The following is a 17,965-nucleotide window of genomic DNA, read 5'->3' as shown; positions in this document are numbered from 1 at the left end:
GGCAGTTGAAGAGGCGTATCCGGCCCAAGGCCCAAAAACTCAGCGATAGTTGTATTTAGTACATTTAAAAATTGTAAAAGGGTGCCCGCACAACTTTTAACTGCAGTCTGTACAACTAAACTGCATAAATCGGTTAAACCGGCCTATATCCGGCTTTTTAATTGTACGAAATACAACTAAAGGGATGATTGTCAGAAAAACAGATGATTTAGTTGTACGATGTACAGTTAAGCCGCAGCTGCCTTCAGGCATGCCAAACAGGAGAATCCCGGCCAGCCGTTCATGGCTGCGGGATTCTCCTGTTTCATGAGTGTAAAGCTTATTGGACAGCGAATAGCAGGTTATAGATCACTTGGGCCGCTTCTGCCCGGGAAGCGATCCCTTGAGGGGCAAACTGTCCCGGCCGCTCTCCTTGAACCAGTCCGAGTTCTGCTGCCTCAAATACAGAAGACTTCGCCCACGAAGACACGAGGTTCATATCGTCAAAAGCCGCAACAGAAGCACCAGCCGGTGCCTGGCCGTTCTTCAACGCATAAGCCTTCATCAGCATCACCGTCATTTCCTCACGGGTAATCTGTGCGCCGGGCTCGAATCTTGCCGTAGCTCTGCCGCTTACGATACCGGCTGTGTATGCGATGCAGACCGGCTCTGCATACCAGGCATCCGGCGCCACATCCGTGAAGCGTGATTCGCCTGGAGCCGTCAGTCCAAGGGAATGAACGAGGATGGAGGTGAATTCGGCACGGGTAACCGCCCGTCCCGGTTCGAACTTGTCTGCGCTGGTGCCTTGAATAAGCAGCTTCGCCGCAAGTTCCCTGATTACGGAGCCGGCCCAATGTGCGGCCGGAACATCGGCAAAGGTCCGGTCCAGTTCCAGAACGGCATAGGTGCTGAAGTGGCTGACCTTGGCCGTCAGTACACCATTGGTATAATCGGCCTTGATATATTCCAGCTTACCGTTATCGGTAATATAGTAGATGCCTCCCCGCTTAGCATCGAAGCCCTCTGCGGCTGCCAGGCTCAGCGTGACCGGAAGATTGAATGCGGGGAGCGTCTCCGTAGCCCCGGCTTTTGTGGTAACCGACAGGCTGAATGCATAGATATCCCCCTTCAGGGCAAGATCCGCACGGAGGGTTCCCGCAGCGGCGGCTACCACCGCACTTCCCTTACTGCCGAGCGGCACCATCTTCAGCGAAATCACGCTGTCTTCACGCTGGTTCTCCGGCAGCCTGTTCTGCAGCTGGCGGATCAGATCTCCCGGGATCTGCAGCGAGAGCTTGCCCGATTTCACTTCCAGCGTAAGATTCGCCAGCTGGCGGACTACAGCGGAAGACAGCTGCAGCTCCTGCACACCTCCCTTGAGCTTCACGGCCGCTAGTCCGGACGCATTGTCCAATTGGAGCATATCCGGCGTGAGGGCCAGAGTTCCAGCGGCATTGGCCGGGCTCACAATACTGCCGGAGACGGTGTTGTTATTACTGTTGCCATTGTTGCCATTGTTGCCGTTGTTTCCGTTGTTTCCGTTGTTTCCGTTATTTCCGTTATTTCCGTTATTTCCGTTATTTCCGTTATTTCCGTTATTTCCATTGTTGCCAGGGTTCCCAGGATTCCCCGGTCCTTCAGAAGCGGCAGCTGTGACCGTAACGTCTGCCTTGGCTGTCAATCCTCCGTCCACTGTCTTCACCGTAATCGTGGCCTTGCCGGCTCGAACAGCAGTTACCATTCCATCCGCTACAGTGGCTACGGCGGTATCACTGGAAGTCCAGATTACCGCTTTATGGGTTGCCGCTTCCGGGTTCACCACAGCAGTCAGCTTAGCGGTTTCACCTGCGGTAAGTGTAAGCTCCGCCTTGTCGAGGGTGACACCTGTTACCGGCTTCGGACTGACCGTCAATTTCACCAATTTCGATTCCGCCGGCTGCAGCGACACCGCCAAAGAACCGGTGATGGACGTAGTTTCTCCCGTCCACAGGTCTTGCATCGTGTAGGATTCCGCAGCATCCAGTCCGGCGCGGCCGAGATCAACCGTCTTATCCGCCGAAGCATTGGCGCTGAAGTTGAATACAGCCAAGTAATAATCGCTTCCTTCCTTCAGAACAAAGGTGTCGGCAGCATTGGCATTCGTGTTTCCTTCCAGCGGCTTGAACGCTTGCCCCTTCAGCGCCAACTGGAGAACGTCCGTGTTGTTATACAAGGCAGCCATGTACTCCTGTGCCTTAGTATCGTTCACATCATCCGAATCCAGCAGTACCGTTCCGGCAATGACGCCCGAGTTCACCCGGCTGCGCGCTTCCGTCAAGCTTGAAGCACGGCTGAGTGCGAGATGATCGGGGTCGGTATACGGATAGATTGTTCCATTTTGCCAAAAGCCGTAGGTCAATGAATTCAGCATATATTCTGTTTCATTGATCTTGCCGTAAGTGTCGCAGGAAATGCGCCGGCTGTGTGCATATTGGCTCGGGAAGATCGGAGCAATGGATTCGCTGATGAACATGGTTCCGTCCAGCTGCTCATTAACATAACGCATTCCTTCATTATATGCCTGGATTCCTGTCGTTACTTCCGGGTCATAATGCTGACCTTCCAGAGAGCCATGAGTCAGGAAATCCAATTTAATATACGTGAAGCCAAGACTCTTGAACTTGCCGAGGAAATAATTCATCCGCATTTGTGCTCCGGGGTGCGTCACATCCAGCGGATAGGCCCCATCCAGCGTCGGCAGCGGCTGACCTGCGGAATTCTTAAGCACAATATCTCCATACGTATACTGGTTATTGGTGCCTTCTACCGGCTGGCTCATATTATTGCCCCAGTATACAAACGGTGCCCAATAGATCCCGGCATGCTGGCCGTTGCCTTTAATTACGGATACGGCATCTGCAAGCTGCTGATCATTCAGATTGTCCCAGTAAGAGTCCATGTTGATGAATACATTGCCGTTATTGTTGAACTTCTGCAGATGCTCCTTGAAATAGTTGGAGACATCCACCACGTCCTGATACGACAGTGAGCTTTCATAAGCACCCCAGCTGTTCCAGCCGACCGGCACGCCTTGCGGCAGCGCCTGGCTAAGCTCAAGGGGAGGCGCAATGATGGCATTGGCTTTGCCGTATTCCTCCAGACCGGTACGGTAATCGCTGAAACCGCCTACCATAATCAGCGGCGAGGATACTTCTGTGCCCGTCAGGCTGCCATGAGGCTGGCTATCGCGGGTCACATCGCTGGCTGCACCGCCATAGACCGCCAGCTCATTGAGCTGGCCCGCTGAACCTTTCCAATCAATGCCGGTCTTCCAGGTATCATGGGTTACAGAGCCGAGCACCAGTCCGCTGCGGGTCGAGTTATTGAATACTGCCGTCAGCTCATAACTGGTATCCGCCCGGTTCATGGTCTGGGATTTATAACGGATCCAGGCATCGTTGTCAAAAGGCACCGTCAGCACCCGGTTATCCGCACTGGTACCAATATCCACACCACCCGTACGTTTCACGGTAACCGGCGACATATAATTGGTCTGAATCGCCGTATCGCTGGCTGCATCCAGGCGGGTAAGGAAATAGTCTTTACCCTCATAAAATTTGTAGACCTGCTTCAGTACTGGCTTACCAGCCGAAGTATGGACAAAAGTCAGCTCAATCCCTTTGCCGAATCCGTCCTGAATCTCCACGGGTGCACCGGCACTGGCATGACTCTCATAGCCTTTGCTCTCTATAAGAGTGCCTCCGAGCTTGATGCTGCTGTAAATTCCCTGCAGCTTCTGTCCGTCAGCCCAGCTGTAACCGGTGTACCCGGTCTTGGTATTCAAGGAGACCTCATAGGGTCCGCCTGATACCAGCTGGCCGTAAGTATAATCGGTAACCGTGATCGTCCCGTAGCTGTGCGATTCTCCCGCTGTCCCGAGATTGTCATCCTCTTCACCCGGATTCTCCGGCCCGGTGTTCGCCGCCGGCTCGACGATAATCCGGTCAATATCCGGCGCATACCAATTGCCGTCGGCAAAAGTAATGGTATTCTCGCCTTCGTTCAGCGGTAGTGTAAGTTCATACATGCCTACTGTATCCCAGTCCGGAGTCTTTGGCAGTTCATAATACTGCTCGGCACCGCCGTTGGCACGGACATAGAAGCTGCGCGGATCGCCTGAAATATAGGCTACCGTGACCTGGTAATCACCTGTCATAGGGGCGGTTATCTTGTTGAAGGTCAGGGAGCTTCCGCCATTCAGATACCCTACCTTTTGCCCGCCGGAAGCCTTAGGGCTGTCCGAAACCCGGGCCTCGCCGGTCAACCCGTTACCCGGAGCTTCCGCTTCATAGCTGACCGTGAACGGAATCACTTCGATCTTGTCCATATCCGGGGAATACCAGTTATGGTCCGAGAAGGTGATCGTGTTCAGTCCCGCCTGCAGTCCCGCCTCCACATCATAAGTTCCTAACGTATTCCAGCTGGCCGTCTTCGGCAGATCAACTATCTCGTCCGGACCCTGATTCACCTGCATATAGACAGGCCGGGGATCGCCGGAAATATAAGATATCCGGATCAGATAGGTTCCGGCTGCCGGAACAGTGACGTCCGTAAACTTCAGGGAGCTGTTCTGATACAGATCCGTTACCTTTTGGCCGCCGGAGCTGATACTGCTGTCTGCCACCTTGGCATTGCCGGTTACGATATTCCCGGCTGCTTCAGCCTCAATCACTGCACCGTGCAGATTGTTCATCCAGTCGCCTTCACCTTCACCCGGACCGGTAGGCGCCAAGCCGCCGATTACGATCTTGTCGATGTCCGGTGAATACCAATTGTTGTCATCGATCAGGATGGTGTTGGCTCCGGCGTTCAAGGATAGCCTCACATCGTAAGTGCCCACCGTATCCCAGTCAGCAGTCTCAGGCGGTTCCTCGAACTGTCTGGCCCCGCCGTTGGCACTGATATTGAAGGGGCGGGAATCGCCGGAGATATAGTACACAGTGATTGTATAATCTCCCGCCGCGCTGACATTGACATTCGTAAACTGCAGGGAGCTGCCCTGATACATGCCCCCGACCTTCTTGCCGCCGGAAGCCACAGGACTGTCCGAAATCGAAGCATTCCCGTTCAAAATATTACCGTCAGCCTCGGCTTCATAGGTGTTCGCATCATCTGCGTATACCGGCCTGATGAACTGGCTCCCGCCGGCCCCCGCCAGGCAGATGATGATAAGAAACAGAAACCCTTTTTTCATAAACTGTCCAAGCATAACATCCCTCCGTTTGGTTGTCTCCATAGCTCTTGTAATCGCTTTCCAAGCTAATTGTAAAAACCGGGAGGGGAATGCACCATATCGCAATCTTACAATTCATAAGGGAAATCATCTTTCTTGCTTACGCTCACATACTTTTACGGAACTCGTTCGGAGTGACCCCCAGATTCTTCACAAACAAGGATATAAAATACGATGTGCTCTCATAGCCGACACGCTGTGCAATATCCTGAACCTTAAGCGAGCCGTCTGCCAGCAGCTCCTTCGCCTTGCCAAGCCGGATGCGTGTCAGATAATCGTGAATCGTCATACCGGTCTTATCCTTGAAAATAGACCGTAAATAGTTCGGCGACAAATACACCTGCTCCGACAGGCTGTTGATCGTAATCGGCAGATCATACTGCTGGTCAATCACGGTACGGACCTTGTGGACGAGCTTTGCATTTTTGTCCAGCAAACGCTCACCCAGCATGCTCACAGCAGTTTCCGCCGTACCCAGAATCAGATCTTCAATCTCATGCAGCGTCAGCGCATTATAGATGGAATGATACAGCTCCGCGCGCTTGAAGCCTTCAGGGGCCGGCTCGTGCAGCGCCAGCAGTTCGTCCGTCAGATTAATGGCCCAGTCGCAAATGTTTTTTTGTTTGACCCGCAGCGTGGCCAATCCCCCGAAATACCGGTGGAGCTGCTGTGCAGCCTGCCCGAAATCCAGCTGATTGATCGTATCGAACCATTCCTTCCGCTCAAATGGCGGCAGATGTTCGCTGTAGAACTGGCCACGGACCGCATCGCCATGAATGATTTTGCCCGCACCTTCATAGAAGCGCTCGTTCAGGATCACACGCGTCTGTTCATACAATTCATGGATATAGGGGAGAGTGGACTCCTGCCCGCCTACAGCAGCGGTTACTGTGAAATCCAGCGCCCTGCGCATAGCCTCAGCGAGGTCCTCCCAGGCATAGTGGCCCGGCTGCTTCGCAGCTTCCATATAGACTCCTACTTCCCCTTCCTTATAGGGTACAAAGACCGTATCCACATTCTTCATCTTGAAAAAATGACCGAGATAAGCCTCCAGCCTGCTCATCCATTCCTCCAGACTCTGCTGCTCCCCCTCTGCTTCCTTAGGATCAACGCTGAATAATGCCAAGGCATAACGGGTCGTCTCCGGCAGGCGTGCCAGCAGACTGAAGCTGTTCGCCAGTCCGGCGGCAAGTTCCGTATTTTTTTCACAGGAAAGCTCCTTGAGGATCTTGGCTTTGGCAGCCTCTATCGAACGAAGCTTCATCCGCGATTCCTCGCAGAGCTGCTTCACTTTGGTGATAACGCTCTCAATTTCACTCAGATCAAGCGGCTTCAGCAAATATCCGACAGCTCCTGCATGGAGGGCGGATTTCACATAATGGAATTCATCGTGCCCGGTTAAGAACATCACCTGAATCCAGTCATAACGTTCATTAAGGGTATGGGCAAGATCAATGCCGTTCATAATGGGCATCTGCACATCCGTAAGCACAATGTCCGGCCGGGTAGCCTCTATCTTCTCCAGGGCTTCCCTGCCATTGCCGGCTGTGCCAACGACATAGATCCCCATCTCTTCCCAGCGTATATAGTCTCTCAGCGTCTCAAGTTCAAGTGCTTCATCATCTACCAGAAAAATGCTGTACACCGGAGTCCCCCCTCTTTGCTGCCTGCTTCCACTCCAATTATATTCTTTTCCTGCCATTCAACGATGGCCCGGAACAAAGAAAGTCATTTTCAGGTATAGTTCGTTAATTAGGAGTATACCGCTTCTGCTCTAAAATCGTCGATGGAAGTCATTATCTGCGCTGCCTAGAGTTACCGGTTACTCTGGAACAAAAAGCAGCTCTTGCTGGAAATGCGAAGGGTATTACACGCAAGCCTGGCTCTCGTCATATAACAAAAAGCATTAGACTCTGTAGCGATGATTTGCCGTCGTAAGCGGCTGCAATCGCTATGCGAGTCTAATACCTTTATCCTGACAATTTGCTATATTTCTTGTTTCAAAGCTAGTATACGATTTAAGCCGGGTGCCCCGTTGGTCGCACAATCAATTCATTCACATCCACTTCCGCAGGCTGTTCAAGGACATAGGCAATGGCGCGGGCAATGCCGGAAGCCGGAAGTGGATTAGCCCGGAACGATTCCATCATCTCACGTGCTGACTCATCTGTGATAGTATCAGCTAATTCCGATTCGGTAACTCCAGGAGAAATAACTGTTGTACGAATGGTCTCCCCCATCTCCTGGCGTAGGCCCTCTGTGATTGCTCGGACCGCGAACTTGGTAGCGCAATACACCGCTGAATTTGGAAAGACGGTATAGGCACCGACAGAGGCGATATTAATGATATGACCAAAATTCTGTTTCTTCATGATCGGAATTACAGCTCCGATTCCGTGCAGTACACCACGAACATTGACATCAAGCATGAGGTTCCACTCCTCGATCTTCAATGCATCAAGCGGTGACAGCGGCATCACGCCAGCATTATTTACGAGAGCATCAAGACGTCCGAATTGATTTATGGTAAATTGGACAATCGCCTTCATCTGCTCAAAATCGGTTACATCAAGTAGCTGGTACTCCACCATACCACCCTCATTTCTGATTTCCTCCGCCAGTTTTTGCAGCCTGTCCGTCCGTCGTGCTCCGAGCACTACCTTCGCGCCGCGCTTAGCGAGCCATCTGGCGGTTGCTTCACCGATACCACTGCTGGCACCGGTAATAAGCACTACTTTCTCTTTTAATTCAGACATGCAGCATCTCTCCTTTATGAATTATTGAAATAAGCTCGTTGTTACATCTTCATTATGGCGGTAACTTCCTACCCTGAGTTAGCCGAAAGCTGCTAAAGAATTGCCTAATTCTCCAAAAAGTAATAAAGTATATTAAAGGACCTACAGAATGGAGAATACCGTTGACTGAATTGACCGAACGAATTGAACGTCTTGCCATACAGGACGGAACTATCATTACCGCCTATCACGCTCTTTCATTTGTTCGTTCTTCCGATGTGTCCGAGCCGGTTCCTGCAGTATACAAGCCATCCCTGTGTGTGATTGCCCAAGGCGCCAAGCAAGTACTGTTAGGCCCGGAAAGCTATTTTTATGATCCTGGCAGTTACTTGGTCGCATCTGTGCACCTGCCGATTACCGGTCAAGTAATTGATGCCTCTCCGGAGAAACCATACTTGTCTCTGCAGCTTCAATTCGAGATGGATCAAATACTGGATATAATTCAACAACCTTATTTCACAGAAAACACAGGACATAAATCTCATCGCGCCCTAGTTATCGGCCAGATGAGCAATTCACTTCATGAAGCCATCTTACGTCTAATTCGTTTGCTAGATACTCCAGAAGACCTGCCTGCCTTGGCCCCTTATGCAGTGCGCGAGATTATTTACCGCATGCTGCAGACCGAACAGGGGAACACCATACGGAACTTCGCTCTCTTGGGCAGCCGCGCCCAGCGAATTGTCCCCGTGATTGAACAGATTAACCGGGAGTATACAGAACCCATGCGAGTGGATAATCTTGCGAAAGCAGCTGGAATGAGCACATCGTCTTTTTTTTCCTGCTTTAAAGAAGTAACGGCCATGACCCCCCTCCAGTACCAAAAGCGACTGCGGCTTACCGAAGCCCGAAGGCTTCTCCTTGCGACAATGAGCGATGCTACAAGTGTTGCTTATCAGGTTGGCTACGAGAGTGCCACGCAGTTCAACCGTGAGTACGCCCGCTTGTTCGGTCAGCCGCCCATTAGGGATGTACGCAGATTCCTGGGAATGAATCCGCAATAAAAAAAGCACGCACATTCTCTTTCTTGAGAGTGCAGTGCTTTTTTCGCTTTTTATTGAATATTTATTCTACTCTTTCCGGTAAAAAACCATGCCCCCGTGATAGAGCACCGAATCGCGAAAATCACCGTCAGCAGTGAAGCCTGTATCATCCACATATTCGATATGATCGCCCAGAATGGTATAGCATCCCTGATAAGCATGATTTCGATTCCCGCGCGCCTCATCATAACGGCCGTTAGGCAGCAATTCATGCCGCACATAACCATCAGTAGTTTCCCACATCCCGATATACGGATGGGGAGGTGTTTTGTTGATTTTCATTTCAAACATTCCTTTCTACCATGACTTCATATTTGGTTCCGCAGTTTTATTATTCCATTCAGGTCCAATGCTGGGGTAGCCGAAATCTATGATTTTATTGCCTAATTCTCCAGCATTGGAATTGAGAAGAACAAAGGGCAACCAAAATATGCATCTTCGCTGTAGTGGATGTCTAAGGTCTTTTTAATTTAATTGAAAAGACGGGGGCAACCTTCGCCCCCCGCCTGTATCATGATAACAGCTCCAGCCGGCTGTCCAATTTGTAGCTTCCGCCTGTTTCTGCCAGGAAGGAAGTTCTTTGATCTCCCCAGCGTACCGTAACCATTCCCGGAGAGAAGGTGCGGACCTCGGCTGCTGTCAGCCGGCCGTCATGCCAGGCAACGTCCACTTCGGCATTCCCCTTGGCACGGAGGCCGGATACCGCTCCTGTGCTCCAGGCGGCCGGAAGAGCAGGCAGCAGGTGTATCTCATCGGCATGGCTTTGCAGCAGCATCTCGGCAATAACAGCCGTACCGCCGAAATTTCCGTCGATAACGAAGATATTGCTCTCCGCTCCGGCTATACCCGATTTGGAATAGGTGAACAGATTATCGAAACACAGGCCGCCGATGAGGTGGGAGATGTGCTTGTAGGCCTTCTCCCCGTCATGCAGCCTGGCAAAGCCAAGCCCGAACAAAGCCGCGGTGAACTCCACATCCTCCAGCTCATTCTGGAGCATCCGGTTCTCCAGTGTCACTCGGGCTGCCCTGCTGAGCTCCGGTGTCCGGCCGGGAGTGATCCCATTGCCGGGATATAGTGCAAACATATGGGACAGGTGCCGGTGCTCCGGCTGGGCTTCCTCATAGTCCTCCAGCCATTCCTGCAGCTGGCCCTTCTTGCCGATCTGAAGCGGCGGAAGCTTAGATATAGCTTGCCGCAGCATCCGCTGGAACGCTTCATCCCTGTCCAGCAGTTCCGCCGACATCAGGCAGAATTCAAACAGCTCCCGCACCACAATCTGATCCATGGTCGGTCCCATGGACAGCTGCTGCGCTCCTTCACCGGGATCACCGGGATAGAAGCTGTTCTCCGGCGAATTGGCCGGGCCGGTAACCAGCCATCCGTACTTGGGATGGACACACATGTAATCCAGGTAGAAGGTTGCAGCCTCTTTGAGTACAGGATAAGCCTGTTGCTCCAGGAATTTATGGTCAAGGGTATATTCATAATGCGTGATCAGATGGGTGGCGAGCCATAGTCCGCCTGTTACATTGAGTCCCCATGAAGTCTCCCAGCCCGGAAGTGTGAATCCCCAGACATTGGAGAAGACATGGGCGACCCAGCCCCCGCTGCCATACAGCTGGCTTGCGGTCGATCTTCCAGCCTGTGCCAGCTCTTCAATATAGCGCATCAGCGGAAGATGACTGTCCCCCAGATTCGTAATCTCCGTAGGGTAATAATTCATCTGTGTGTTAACGTCCAGGTGATAGTCGCAGCTCCAGCCCATCCGGCAGGCTTCACCGTCATTCCAGATGCCCTGCAAATGCAGCGGCAGCGGTGAATCCGCCCGTGAACCGGTGATTGTCAGATATCGTCCGTACTGCAGGAACAGCGCGAACAGCTGAGGATCCTCCCCGCCGCCCCGGGCCAGGGATTGAATACGCTGATCGGTAGGGAGATCCGCCTTGTCTGAGCGGCCCAGCTGAATACTTACCTTGTCGTACTCCCGGCGGTAATCGGCAATATGCTCTTCCCTCAGCAGTTCGTACCCCTTGCCCATTGCCTGCTCCAGTGTGCAGCGGCTGTCTGATTCCCAGTCCGTATCTGTACGGCGGTAATCGGTGCTGACGGCGAAGTAAATCCGCGCTTCATCGGCTCCGGTGACTGTCAGCTTGCCGTCCCCGCTATGAATCGTACCGCCGGATACCGCCACCTTGACCAACCCTTTGGCATGGACCCCGCAAGCACCGTTGCTGTGTATACGTTCTGTTGCCTGGCTCTTGAATTCCAGCGTTTCATCATCCACGGCTGCCGCTGTGAACGACTCCGTTCCGTTCACCAGACTCAGCGTAAAGGACACTTCGCCCGGCAGACCGCTCCAGATTCTTGAAGCCACCAGATTGCCGGCATGCGAGGCGAAAACCTCACGGTGCAGCGCTGCGCTCTTGCCCTGATACACGGCTCCAGCCACCGCGTTCGTCAGATTCAGCTCCCGCCGGAAGTGCCCGGTTTCCGCTGATACCTGCTCTTGCTTCTGCTCCGCGAAATCAATCACCACCTCGCATAATCCGAGGTTCGTACCGAAATTCTGCTTCTTAGGCTGCAGATGCTGCTTGGCAAGACGGTCGCCACCGTCGTAGTCGCCGCTGAAGAAATGCTGGCGCATCTCTTCCAGCGCAGCCTTGCCCCCTCCGGAGGCAGGCACCGGGTCAGTCTGTCCCGACCAATAGGTAACCTCGCTCATGCTCCACACTTCACGGTGCGGGGCAGCCATCACTACGGCCCCTAATCTGCCGTTACCCAGAGGCAGCCCCTGAGCCCAGCCCTCCGCGGGGGCCGAATACCACAATCTATAGTCGTTCATCCCTCATTCTCCTGTCTGTCCTGTCTTTACAATCAGCTTGTAAATTTTCGATTCTGCCGGTTCCAGTGTTATTGAAAGCTCACCACCGGATACTTCTCCTTGCGTGCCTTCCCACAGATCCTGAAGAATGTAAGCCGCCTGGGCATCCAGCCCGGCGCGCGCAAGCGGGACGGATTTATGCGCATCCTGTGCATCATCAAAGTTGAAGACAGCCAGATAGAAGGCTGCCTCTTCAGCAGCTTCAAGCACGAAGACATCGGAAGCCCGCTCGCCCAGATCGCCTTCAACCGGCCGGAAGGTCTTCCCGAGACGGGCCACATCCATGATATCCTTGTTACCGAGCCATGCCTTGGCCCGGATGGCCGCTTCCTCCTTGCGGAAATCATCGCCCAGCAGCAGAACCGTACCTGCAATGACCGAAGCCGTCATCCGGCTTCTTCCCTCATGCCATCCGGTCGGCTCCTGGTTGAAGCTCTTATACAGCACCGAATGGTCGGGATCGTTATAGCGGTATAGCGTGTTATTCATCCACCAGCCATGCGTCAGTGAGTTGAGCAGGTACTCCGTGTCCTTAAGCGTACCGAAGACGTCACAGGATACGCGGCGGCTGTGCGCGAATGCATACGGGAACAGCGGAGCGATAGACAGGTTGATGAAGAATGGTCGGCCTGCCGCTTCCGGTGAGAGCTTCTGCTGCAAGTACGACATCCCGTAATGATAAGCCGCAATCCCGGTGGTGATCTCTGGATTGTGGTGCTGTCCCTCCAGCGCACCATGCGCGAGGAAATCCAGCTTGATATACTCAAATCCCTCAGCAATGAATTTGTCCGTGAACCAGTCGATTCTCAGTACGCTGCCCGGGTGCGTAGGATCAATAGCCAGACCGCCGTCCACATCGGGCAGAACCTCGCCTTCACTGTCCCGCAGAAGGATATCGGCGTACGTGTATTTGCCGTCCGTCCCTTCAACAGGCTTACCGAACTGGGCGGGACTGCCCCAGAAGGCAAAAGGCGTCCAATAGGTGCCGGGCTTATGGCCGTTGTTCCGCACCACGTTCAGCGCATCCGCCATTTCGGCCGGTGTCAACTGGTCCCAGAAAGCATCGAAGTTGATGTACAGCGTGTCCTCATTGTGGAATCCGAGCGGCTGTACTTCCTGTTTCAGGAAATCACTGGTTGAAGTGTACAGGTCATAATCCAGGTTGCTCATCGCGGCGGACCAGCTGTTCCAGCCGGCCGGCACCCCTCCTGCCCATGGCAGCGGAGCTTCGATCCAGGTGTTGGCCCGTCCGTAGGCTTCCAGACCTTCTCTGTAATCCTCATAGAAGCCCAGCCATACCAGCGGTGATTCTACACGCGTCCCCTTAACATATCCATGCGGCTGAAAGTCGCGGGTCATCTCGCCTGCGGCACCGCCGTACAGCTCCAAATCCAAGATTCCTCCGGCTTGCCCGCTTTTCACCTTAATTCCGGTTTTCCATACCTTATGGGTGAGGGAACCGAGAATTATTCCGCGGCGGCTGTCCGGCCGGAACAATGCTGTTACTTCGTAGCTCTCCGTCTGGAGCGGCGGCTTCTCCACCGTATATCTGACCCATTTGTCATTGTCATAAGGCACCCGCAGCACACTTACATCCGCCGGTCCGGACTCCCCGTCCAGGGACACTTCCCCGGATTGAAGGACTGCCATACGATTGATCCGGAGCTCCGAATCACTGGCCATTACGCTCTGCAGCAGGACAAATGCGGATTGCTCATAAATATAAAAATGCTGCTCCAGCTGCGGAAGCTCTGCCGACTCGTGCAGGACAATCAGATGAATGCCTCTGCCGAATCCGTCCTGAACAATCCCGTGCTGCTCCTTCAGCTGATGGCTCTCATAGCTTCCGGTATGATATTCCCGGCCGTTCCAGCGGTATGCGCTGCGCATCCCCCTCACTTCGGAGGAATTCCTGCTGGTGCAGGAAGCCTCCCCTGTCGCCAGATCGATGTCCAGCTCCAGCAGGCCATTATTTATACGGACCAGAACCCCTTCTTTGAGTTCTACGTGTACGCCAATTTCGCTGTCAGTTCGCATGATTTGCCTCCCTTTTATGCGTTTTGAACCTTGCAGGCGGCAGATCTCCCGGACCTGCACTCAAAGTCTGATCTCATTATAAAAACAGAACTATCCGGTTGCCATGCAGCGATCTTCCGATCTATAACGCGATCTGACGCATTTCCCCCAAGCCCCTTCAGTCAGCTTGGCCGCAGCTCCGCGACTAATCGTTCCACCAGCTCAAGCAATTGCAGCGGTTCACTGATTGTATAATCCGGTACCTCCTCTTCATCTGCGGGGACCAGGGGATAACGCGGCGTCCAGCTGAGAAACACGCTGATCATCCCCAGTGCATTGGCTCCCCTGATATCCCTACTGAGGTTATTGCCCATCATCAGAATCCGGGAATAATCGGACGGCCCCAGCCCGAGCGCATCAGCTGCCGCTCTGAACATTCTCGGATCCGGCTTCTCTACCCCAATATGCCCTGAATAGATCTTCGCCGAAAAATATTGATCCAGTCCATTCTGCGAATAGATATTGTCAAAGGACCGGACCTCTCCGTCAGCAACCAGCGCGAGCAGGTATCCCCGCTCGAAAAGCGTCCTGACCAGCATATCCGCCCCCGGAATGAGCTGTGCACAGATAACAATGCCCTCCCCGTCGCGAAGCTCCGTGCCTTCATCGATAAGCGTGTCTCCGCTGTCCAGAAAGATAACCGGCTTCTTCTGCATCTTCACTGCTCCTCCACATCAAATGAATTCCCAGAGATGTCTGCCCCGCTGCAGGCTGTCAGCCGGATTGCCTCCTCAAGACTGGAGTGCTTATCCCTGCCCTTATCCCTGCCATCTGCCGCCAAAGCAACAATATCGTTGTGCCTGAACACCAGTCCCTGCGTGCTTTTGGCACTGAGTACAGGGGCATCCATAATCTCAAAGATGTTATTCTCTATGCATATATTCCGGTGCACCGGTGCATCCCTGTCAGCTTCCTTATTCTCCGGAGCAATGTCGATGACAGGGGCTTCGCGGCTGCCGCATGCAATGAACCGGTTCCCGGTAATCGTCATATCCCTGACTGCCCCGGACTCATACCAGGACTCCGCATCGGCAGCGACCAGAATGGCGCTCATCTGCATCCGCTCAAATCCATTGTCGCTGATTACCGTATTGCGCCGGGTAGTTGCCAGAATCCCCCGGGTCGGAATCCGCGCAAAAGCATTGCCCGTGATCTCCAGCTCGGGGGTCCAGGTGACATTCTCAATGACATCGGTCCCGCCGATACCCGGCGGGACCGGCCCGTCCAGCGTCAGCATCAGTTCACGCGGATTCAGCTGAAGAACACTGGCAACCCGGCTGACAGCATAAGCTGTCAGGGAATCCGCGCGGACGAACTCAATCTCGTCCCCCGGGTGAAAAGCTAGGAAGCCATACGTTTGCGGATGCATGAACCGGACCTTCAGCGCATCCTCCGCCAGCTGCCCCACAATCCGCAGATAGGTACCGTGAACATTAATGGCATCATCGTGTGCTCCGATAAAGCGGCTGTCTTCAATCAGAATCCGCCCCTTACAGCCTGACAGATGAATGAAATCGGCGAATCCGGCTACGGTCCGTCCGGTTTCAGGACGCGGTGACACATCCAGCTGCAGGAAGCTGAGATCCCGGCTGAACTGGCCTGCGATCCCCAGCCCGTGCATGAAATGTATCCCTACGTTCAGAAACGTAACGCCGGAGCTCTCCGTGATGAAGATTCCGGCCTGATCACGGATGCCGTCCCTGACCTGCAGGACGTTCCCCGGGGCAGCATCCGGCTGGAATGCGAAATAGAATCGCAGCCTGTGCGGGCTGATCTCCTCGACATGCCGCGCCTCTGCCAGCCAGTTCTCAGTCCGCCAGGTTATGTTCTGCAGGAGATCGCAGATCTGCATCGGACCTTCACGGAACCGCCAGCCTTCGCCGATCCAGTCCAGCCTGCCGCCGTTCAGTTCATACCGTGAATCCGGATGAACGGTGACTTCGCAGCAGTCAGTACCGCAGCAGTCCACGGTCATCTCGGCTACAGTAGGCCGGCTGTAATCCAGATGCAGGTTGCGGATTTCCAGGTCCGTGCATTCGTCCAGAATCAGCATAGTCTGCTTGCCGTGGAAGACGAATAGCGAGCCGTTCCCTTCCAGCGTCAGCTGATGCTGCCTCTTCAGCAGCAGACCGGCGGTCTTGGTCACATCCGGATGTTCTTCCTCACTTGCCGTGTTGGTGATGCAGTAAGGAACCCGGAGTGCGTGATCCGGGTAGAAATGATAGCTGCCCTGCGGGCAATCCAGCAGCACCGGTCCTTCCAGCCTGCCTGCGGCTTCTATGGCCCGCCGCATCGCAGGCTGGGTATCCCCGCCTGAATCCGGAACCGCGCCGAAATCGGTGAGGCGCAGCACCGTCCGGTGAACCGGCTGGTCATCGTCTACGGGATGAACTACGTGATGAATATCCTCCACCTCCCTGATGAATGGTTATGAAGCAGACAGCACATTAGCTGCAGACTTGCTGCAGCTTCTGAGTAGCTTTAGTTACAGAAAACAGAGATAATTCAGCTGCCGAGCAGCACTAGTTACAGAGAACAGAACTGCATCAGTTGGCTGAGCAGCACTAGTCAATTATAGAGCAGCTTAAGTACCCGCAGGCCGGTCCCGGTACTCCGACTGTCCTTGTGCTCAGTGTTGCGGACGGTAATCCGCAGCACCCCGCGTTCCAATTGAACCGGGAATAACGCCAGGATAGGACGGTAAGCATTCAGGCACCAGTCATCGAACAGATTAATTTCAGCGAAAAGTCCGCCGTTCAGCGAGTATTCCACAATACCCGAGTCCGGCCCGTACAGCAGCACCAGCCCGGCACATTGTCCCGTCACCGTGAAGGTGAATTCCTCCTGCGGATCATCTGTATGGGCATGCTCCGTAGAGAACCGCCAGTTCATCAGCGGCTCCCCAGGCTGGAGCTCTTGTATGCGGAAGCCTGCGGAATAGGCAGCGGCACTGTAATCCAGCAGCCCGCCATATTCATAATTTTGGCTGTCCAGCGGAGCGGGCAGCAGCGCCTTTTCATCTGCTTCCTTTATCAGCAGCGCATTCTCTTGCATCCCTGCCTCCTCTCCAGGCACCGCCACTTCCGCTCCCGCTTCCCGCCCTGCTTCCTCCAGCCATCCCGGCTGAACGCCGCATGGCACTATCGCCTGGTGCAAGTACTCCTGCACCAAGCCGGCATACAGCGCATGCCCAGCATCCAGCGGATGATATCCATCCGGAGCGAATCTCTTCCAATTCAGCTCACCTGTGTGGATCATGGTGTACACCTTTGCCGCACAGTCAATCGACGGGATGCCATAATGATCGGCCACCTCCTCATGTACGGCGATATTGAACGGCTTGTAACCGGTCAGATTCTTGTCGGCTGCCGTGTACACAAAGATCAGCTCCGTCTCCGGTGACAGCCGCCGACACTGGCGGACAATTCCCTCCATACCGCGAATGGACTCCTCACGGTCCTCCCCGTCATTGACGCTGAATTCTACAAACAGCAGATCTATCTCCCCGTGCCGCAGCACATGCTCCTGCAGCCGGTGTGCACCGAAGGTGGAGGTAGTCCCGCCGACCCCGGCATTGATGCAGCGTACGGGATGGCCTGCATATAAATTTTGCAGGTACGCCCCAGTCAACGCGCGCCAGCTGGCGGCATCCGGATCTGAAGCGCCTGCCCCCTCCGTAATTGAGCCGCCCAGAAAAGCGGCTGTAAGCGGGGCATTCCCCGCAAGCTTACTTCTCATCCCGGGCAGTCCCCGGCGCGGTGTCATACCTGGATTGCCGCCGCTGTTCTTGTAGCCCATGAGTTCACCTCCAGAAGCAATAAATGGATACATCATACCTACAGACAGCAATGCCGGCCAAGGAGGCCGGCATCCGTTTTGCAGCATTCAGGCCGCCCGCGTTTCCGCACTATCC

General features: G+C 54.0%; 10 protein-coding genes. 1 reads left to right on the top strand and 9 read right to left on the bottom strand.

Annotation, left to right across the window (positions count from 1 at the left end; genetic code table 11):
• Nucleotides 1–319: 319 nt before the first annotated feature.
• From R50912_RS33180 to R50912_RS08435, 3 genes are all read right to left on the bottom strand, one after another.
• Nucleotides 320–5,230: an S-layer homology domain-containing protein gene (locus R50912_RS33180; RefSeq protein ID WP_052416113.1), complete on the bottom strand. Its 4,911-nt coding sequence runs from the start codon at nucleotides 5,228–5,230 to the stop codon at nucleotides 320–322.
• Nucleotides 5,231–5,360: 130 nt separating this feature from the next.
• A complete protein-coding gene (locus R50912_RS08440) occupies nucleotides 5,361–6,899 on the bottom strand; it encodes a response regulator (RefSeq protein WP_042233948.1) in 1,539 nt (512 codons plus the stop codon).
• Between the two features lie 373 nt (nucleotides 6,900–7,272).
• Entirely contained in the window at nucleotides 7,273–8,010 is a 738-nt protein-coding gene (locus R50912_RS08435) for an SDR family oxidoreductase (RefSeq protein ID WP_042233945.1), read from the bottom strand.
• Nucleotides 8,011–8,171: 161 nt separating this feature from the next.
• Between R50912_RS08435 and R50912_RS08430 the strand changes: the two genes are divergently transcribed.
• Nucleotides 8,172–9,053 (top strand): AraC family transcriptional regulator, encoded by an 882-nt coding sequence (locus R50912_RS08430; protein WP_231637804.1) that lies wholly within the window; start codon nucleotides 8,172–8,174, stop codon nucleotides 9,051–9,053.
• Nucleotides 9,054–9,119: 66 nt separating this feature from the next.
• Here R50912_RS08430 and R50912_RS08425 read toward each other — a convergent pair whose 3' ends face one another.
• The 6 genes from R50912_RS08425 to R50912_RS33175 all read right to left on the bottom strand — a co-directional run bounded on the left by R50912_RS08425 (nucleotide 9,120) and on the right by R50912_RS33175 (nucleotide 17,850).
• The gene (locus R50912_RS08425) at nucleotides 9,120–9,374 is read right to left on the bottom strand and encodes an Atu4866 domain-containing protein (protein WP_042233942.1); all 255 of its coding nucleotides are present in this window, start codon (nucleotides 9,372–9,374) and stop codon (nucleotides 9,120–9,122) included.
• 229 nt (nucleotides 9,375–9,603) lie between these two features.
• The gene (locus R50912_RS08420) at nucleotides 9,604–11,937 is read right to left on the bottom strand and encodes a glycoside hydrolase family 95 protein (RefSeq protein WP_042233941.1); all 2,334 of its coding nucleotides are present in this window, start codon (nucleotides 11,935–11,937) and stop codon (nucleotides 9,604–9,606) included.
• A gap of 3 nt (nucleotides 11,938–11,940) precedes the next feature.
• Nucleotides 11,941–14,013, bottom strand: coding sequence for an alpha-galactosidase (locus R50912_RS08415; protein ID WP_042233939.1), 2,073 nt, complete (start codon nucleotides 14,011–14,013; stop codon nucleotides 11,941–11,943).
• Nucleotides 14,014–14,174: 161 nt separating this feature from the next.
• On the bottom strand, nucleotides 14,175–14,708 hold the full coding sequence (locus tag R50912_RS08410; protein WP_042233937.1) for an HAD family hydrolase: 534 nt from the start codon (nucleotides 14,706–14,708) through the stop codon (nucleotides 14,175–14,177).
• Between the two features lie 2 nt (nucleotides 14,709–14,710).
• Nucleotides 14,711–16,465, bottom strand: coding sequence for an alpha-1,3-galactosidase-related protein (locus R50912_RS08405; RefSeq protein ID WP_052416111.1), 1,755 nt, complete (start codon nucleotides 16,463–16,465; stop codon nucleotides 14,711–14,713).
• Nucleotides 16,466–16,620: 155 nt separating this feature from the next.
• A complete protein-coding gene (locus tag R50912_RS33175) occupies nucleotides 16,621–17,850 on the bottom strand; it encodes an SGNH/GDSL hydrolase family protein (protein WP_052416108.1) in 1,230 nt (409 codons plus the stop codon).
• Nucleotides 17,851–17,965: the final 115 nt, after the last annotated feature.

The organism is Paenibacillus sp. FSL R5-0912 (genome assembly GCF_000758605.1).
Lineage (GTDB): Bacteria > Bacillota > Bacilli > Paenibacillales > Paenibacillaceae > Paenibacillus_AQ.
Note: the sequence above shows the minus strand (reverse complement) of the source record. Positions and strands in the feature narration are given on the sequence as shown.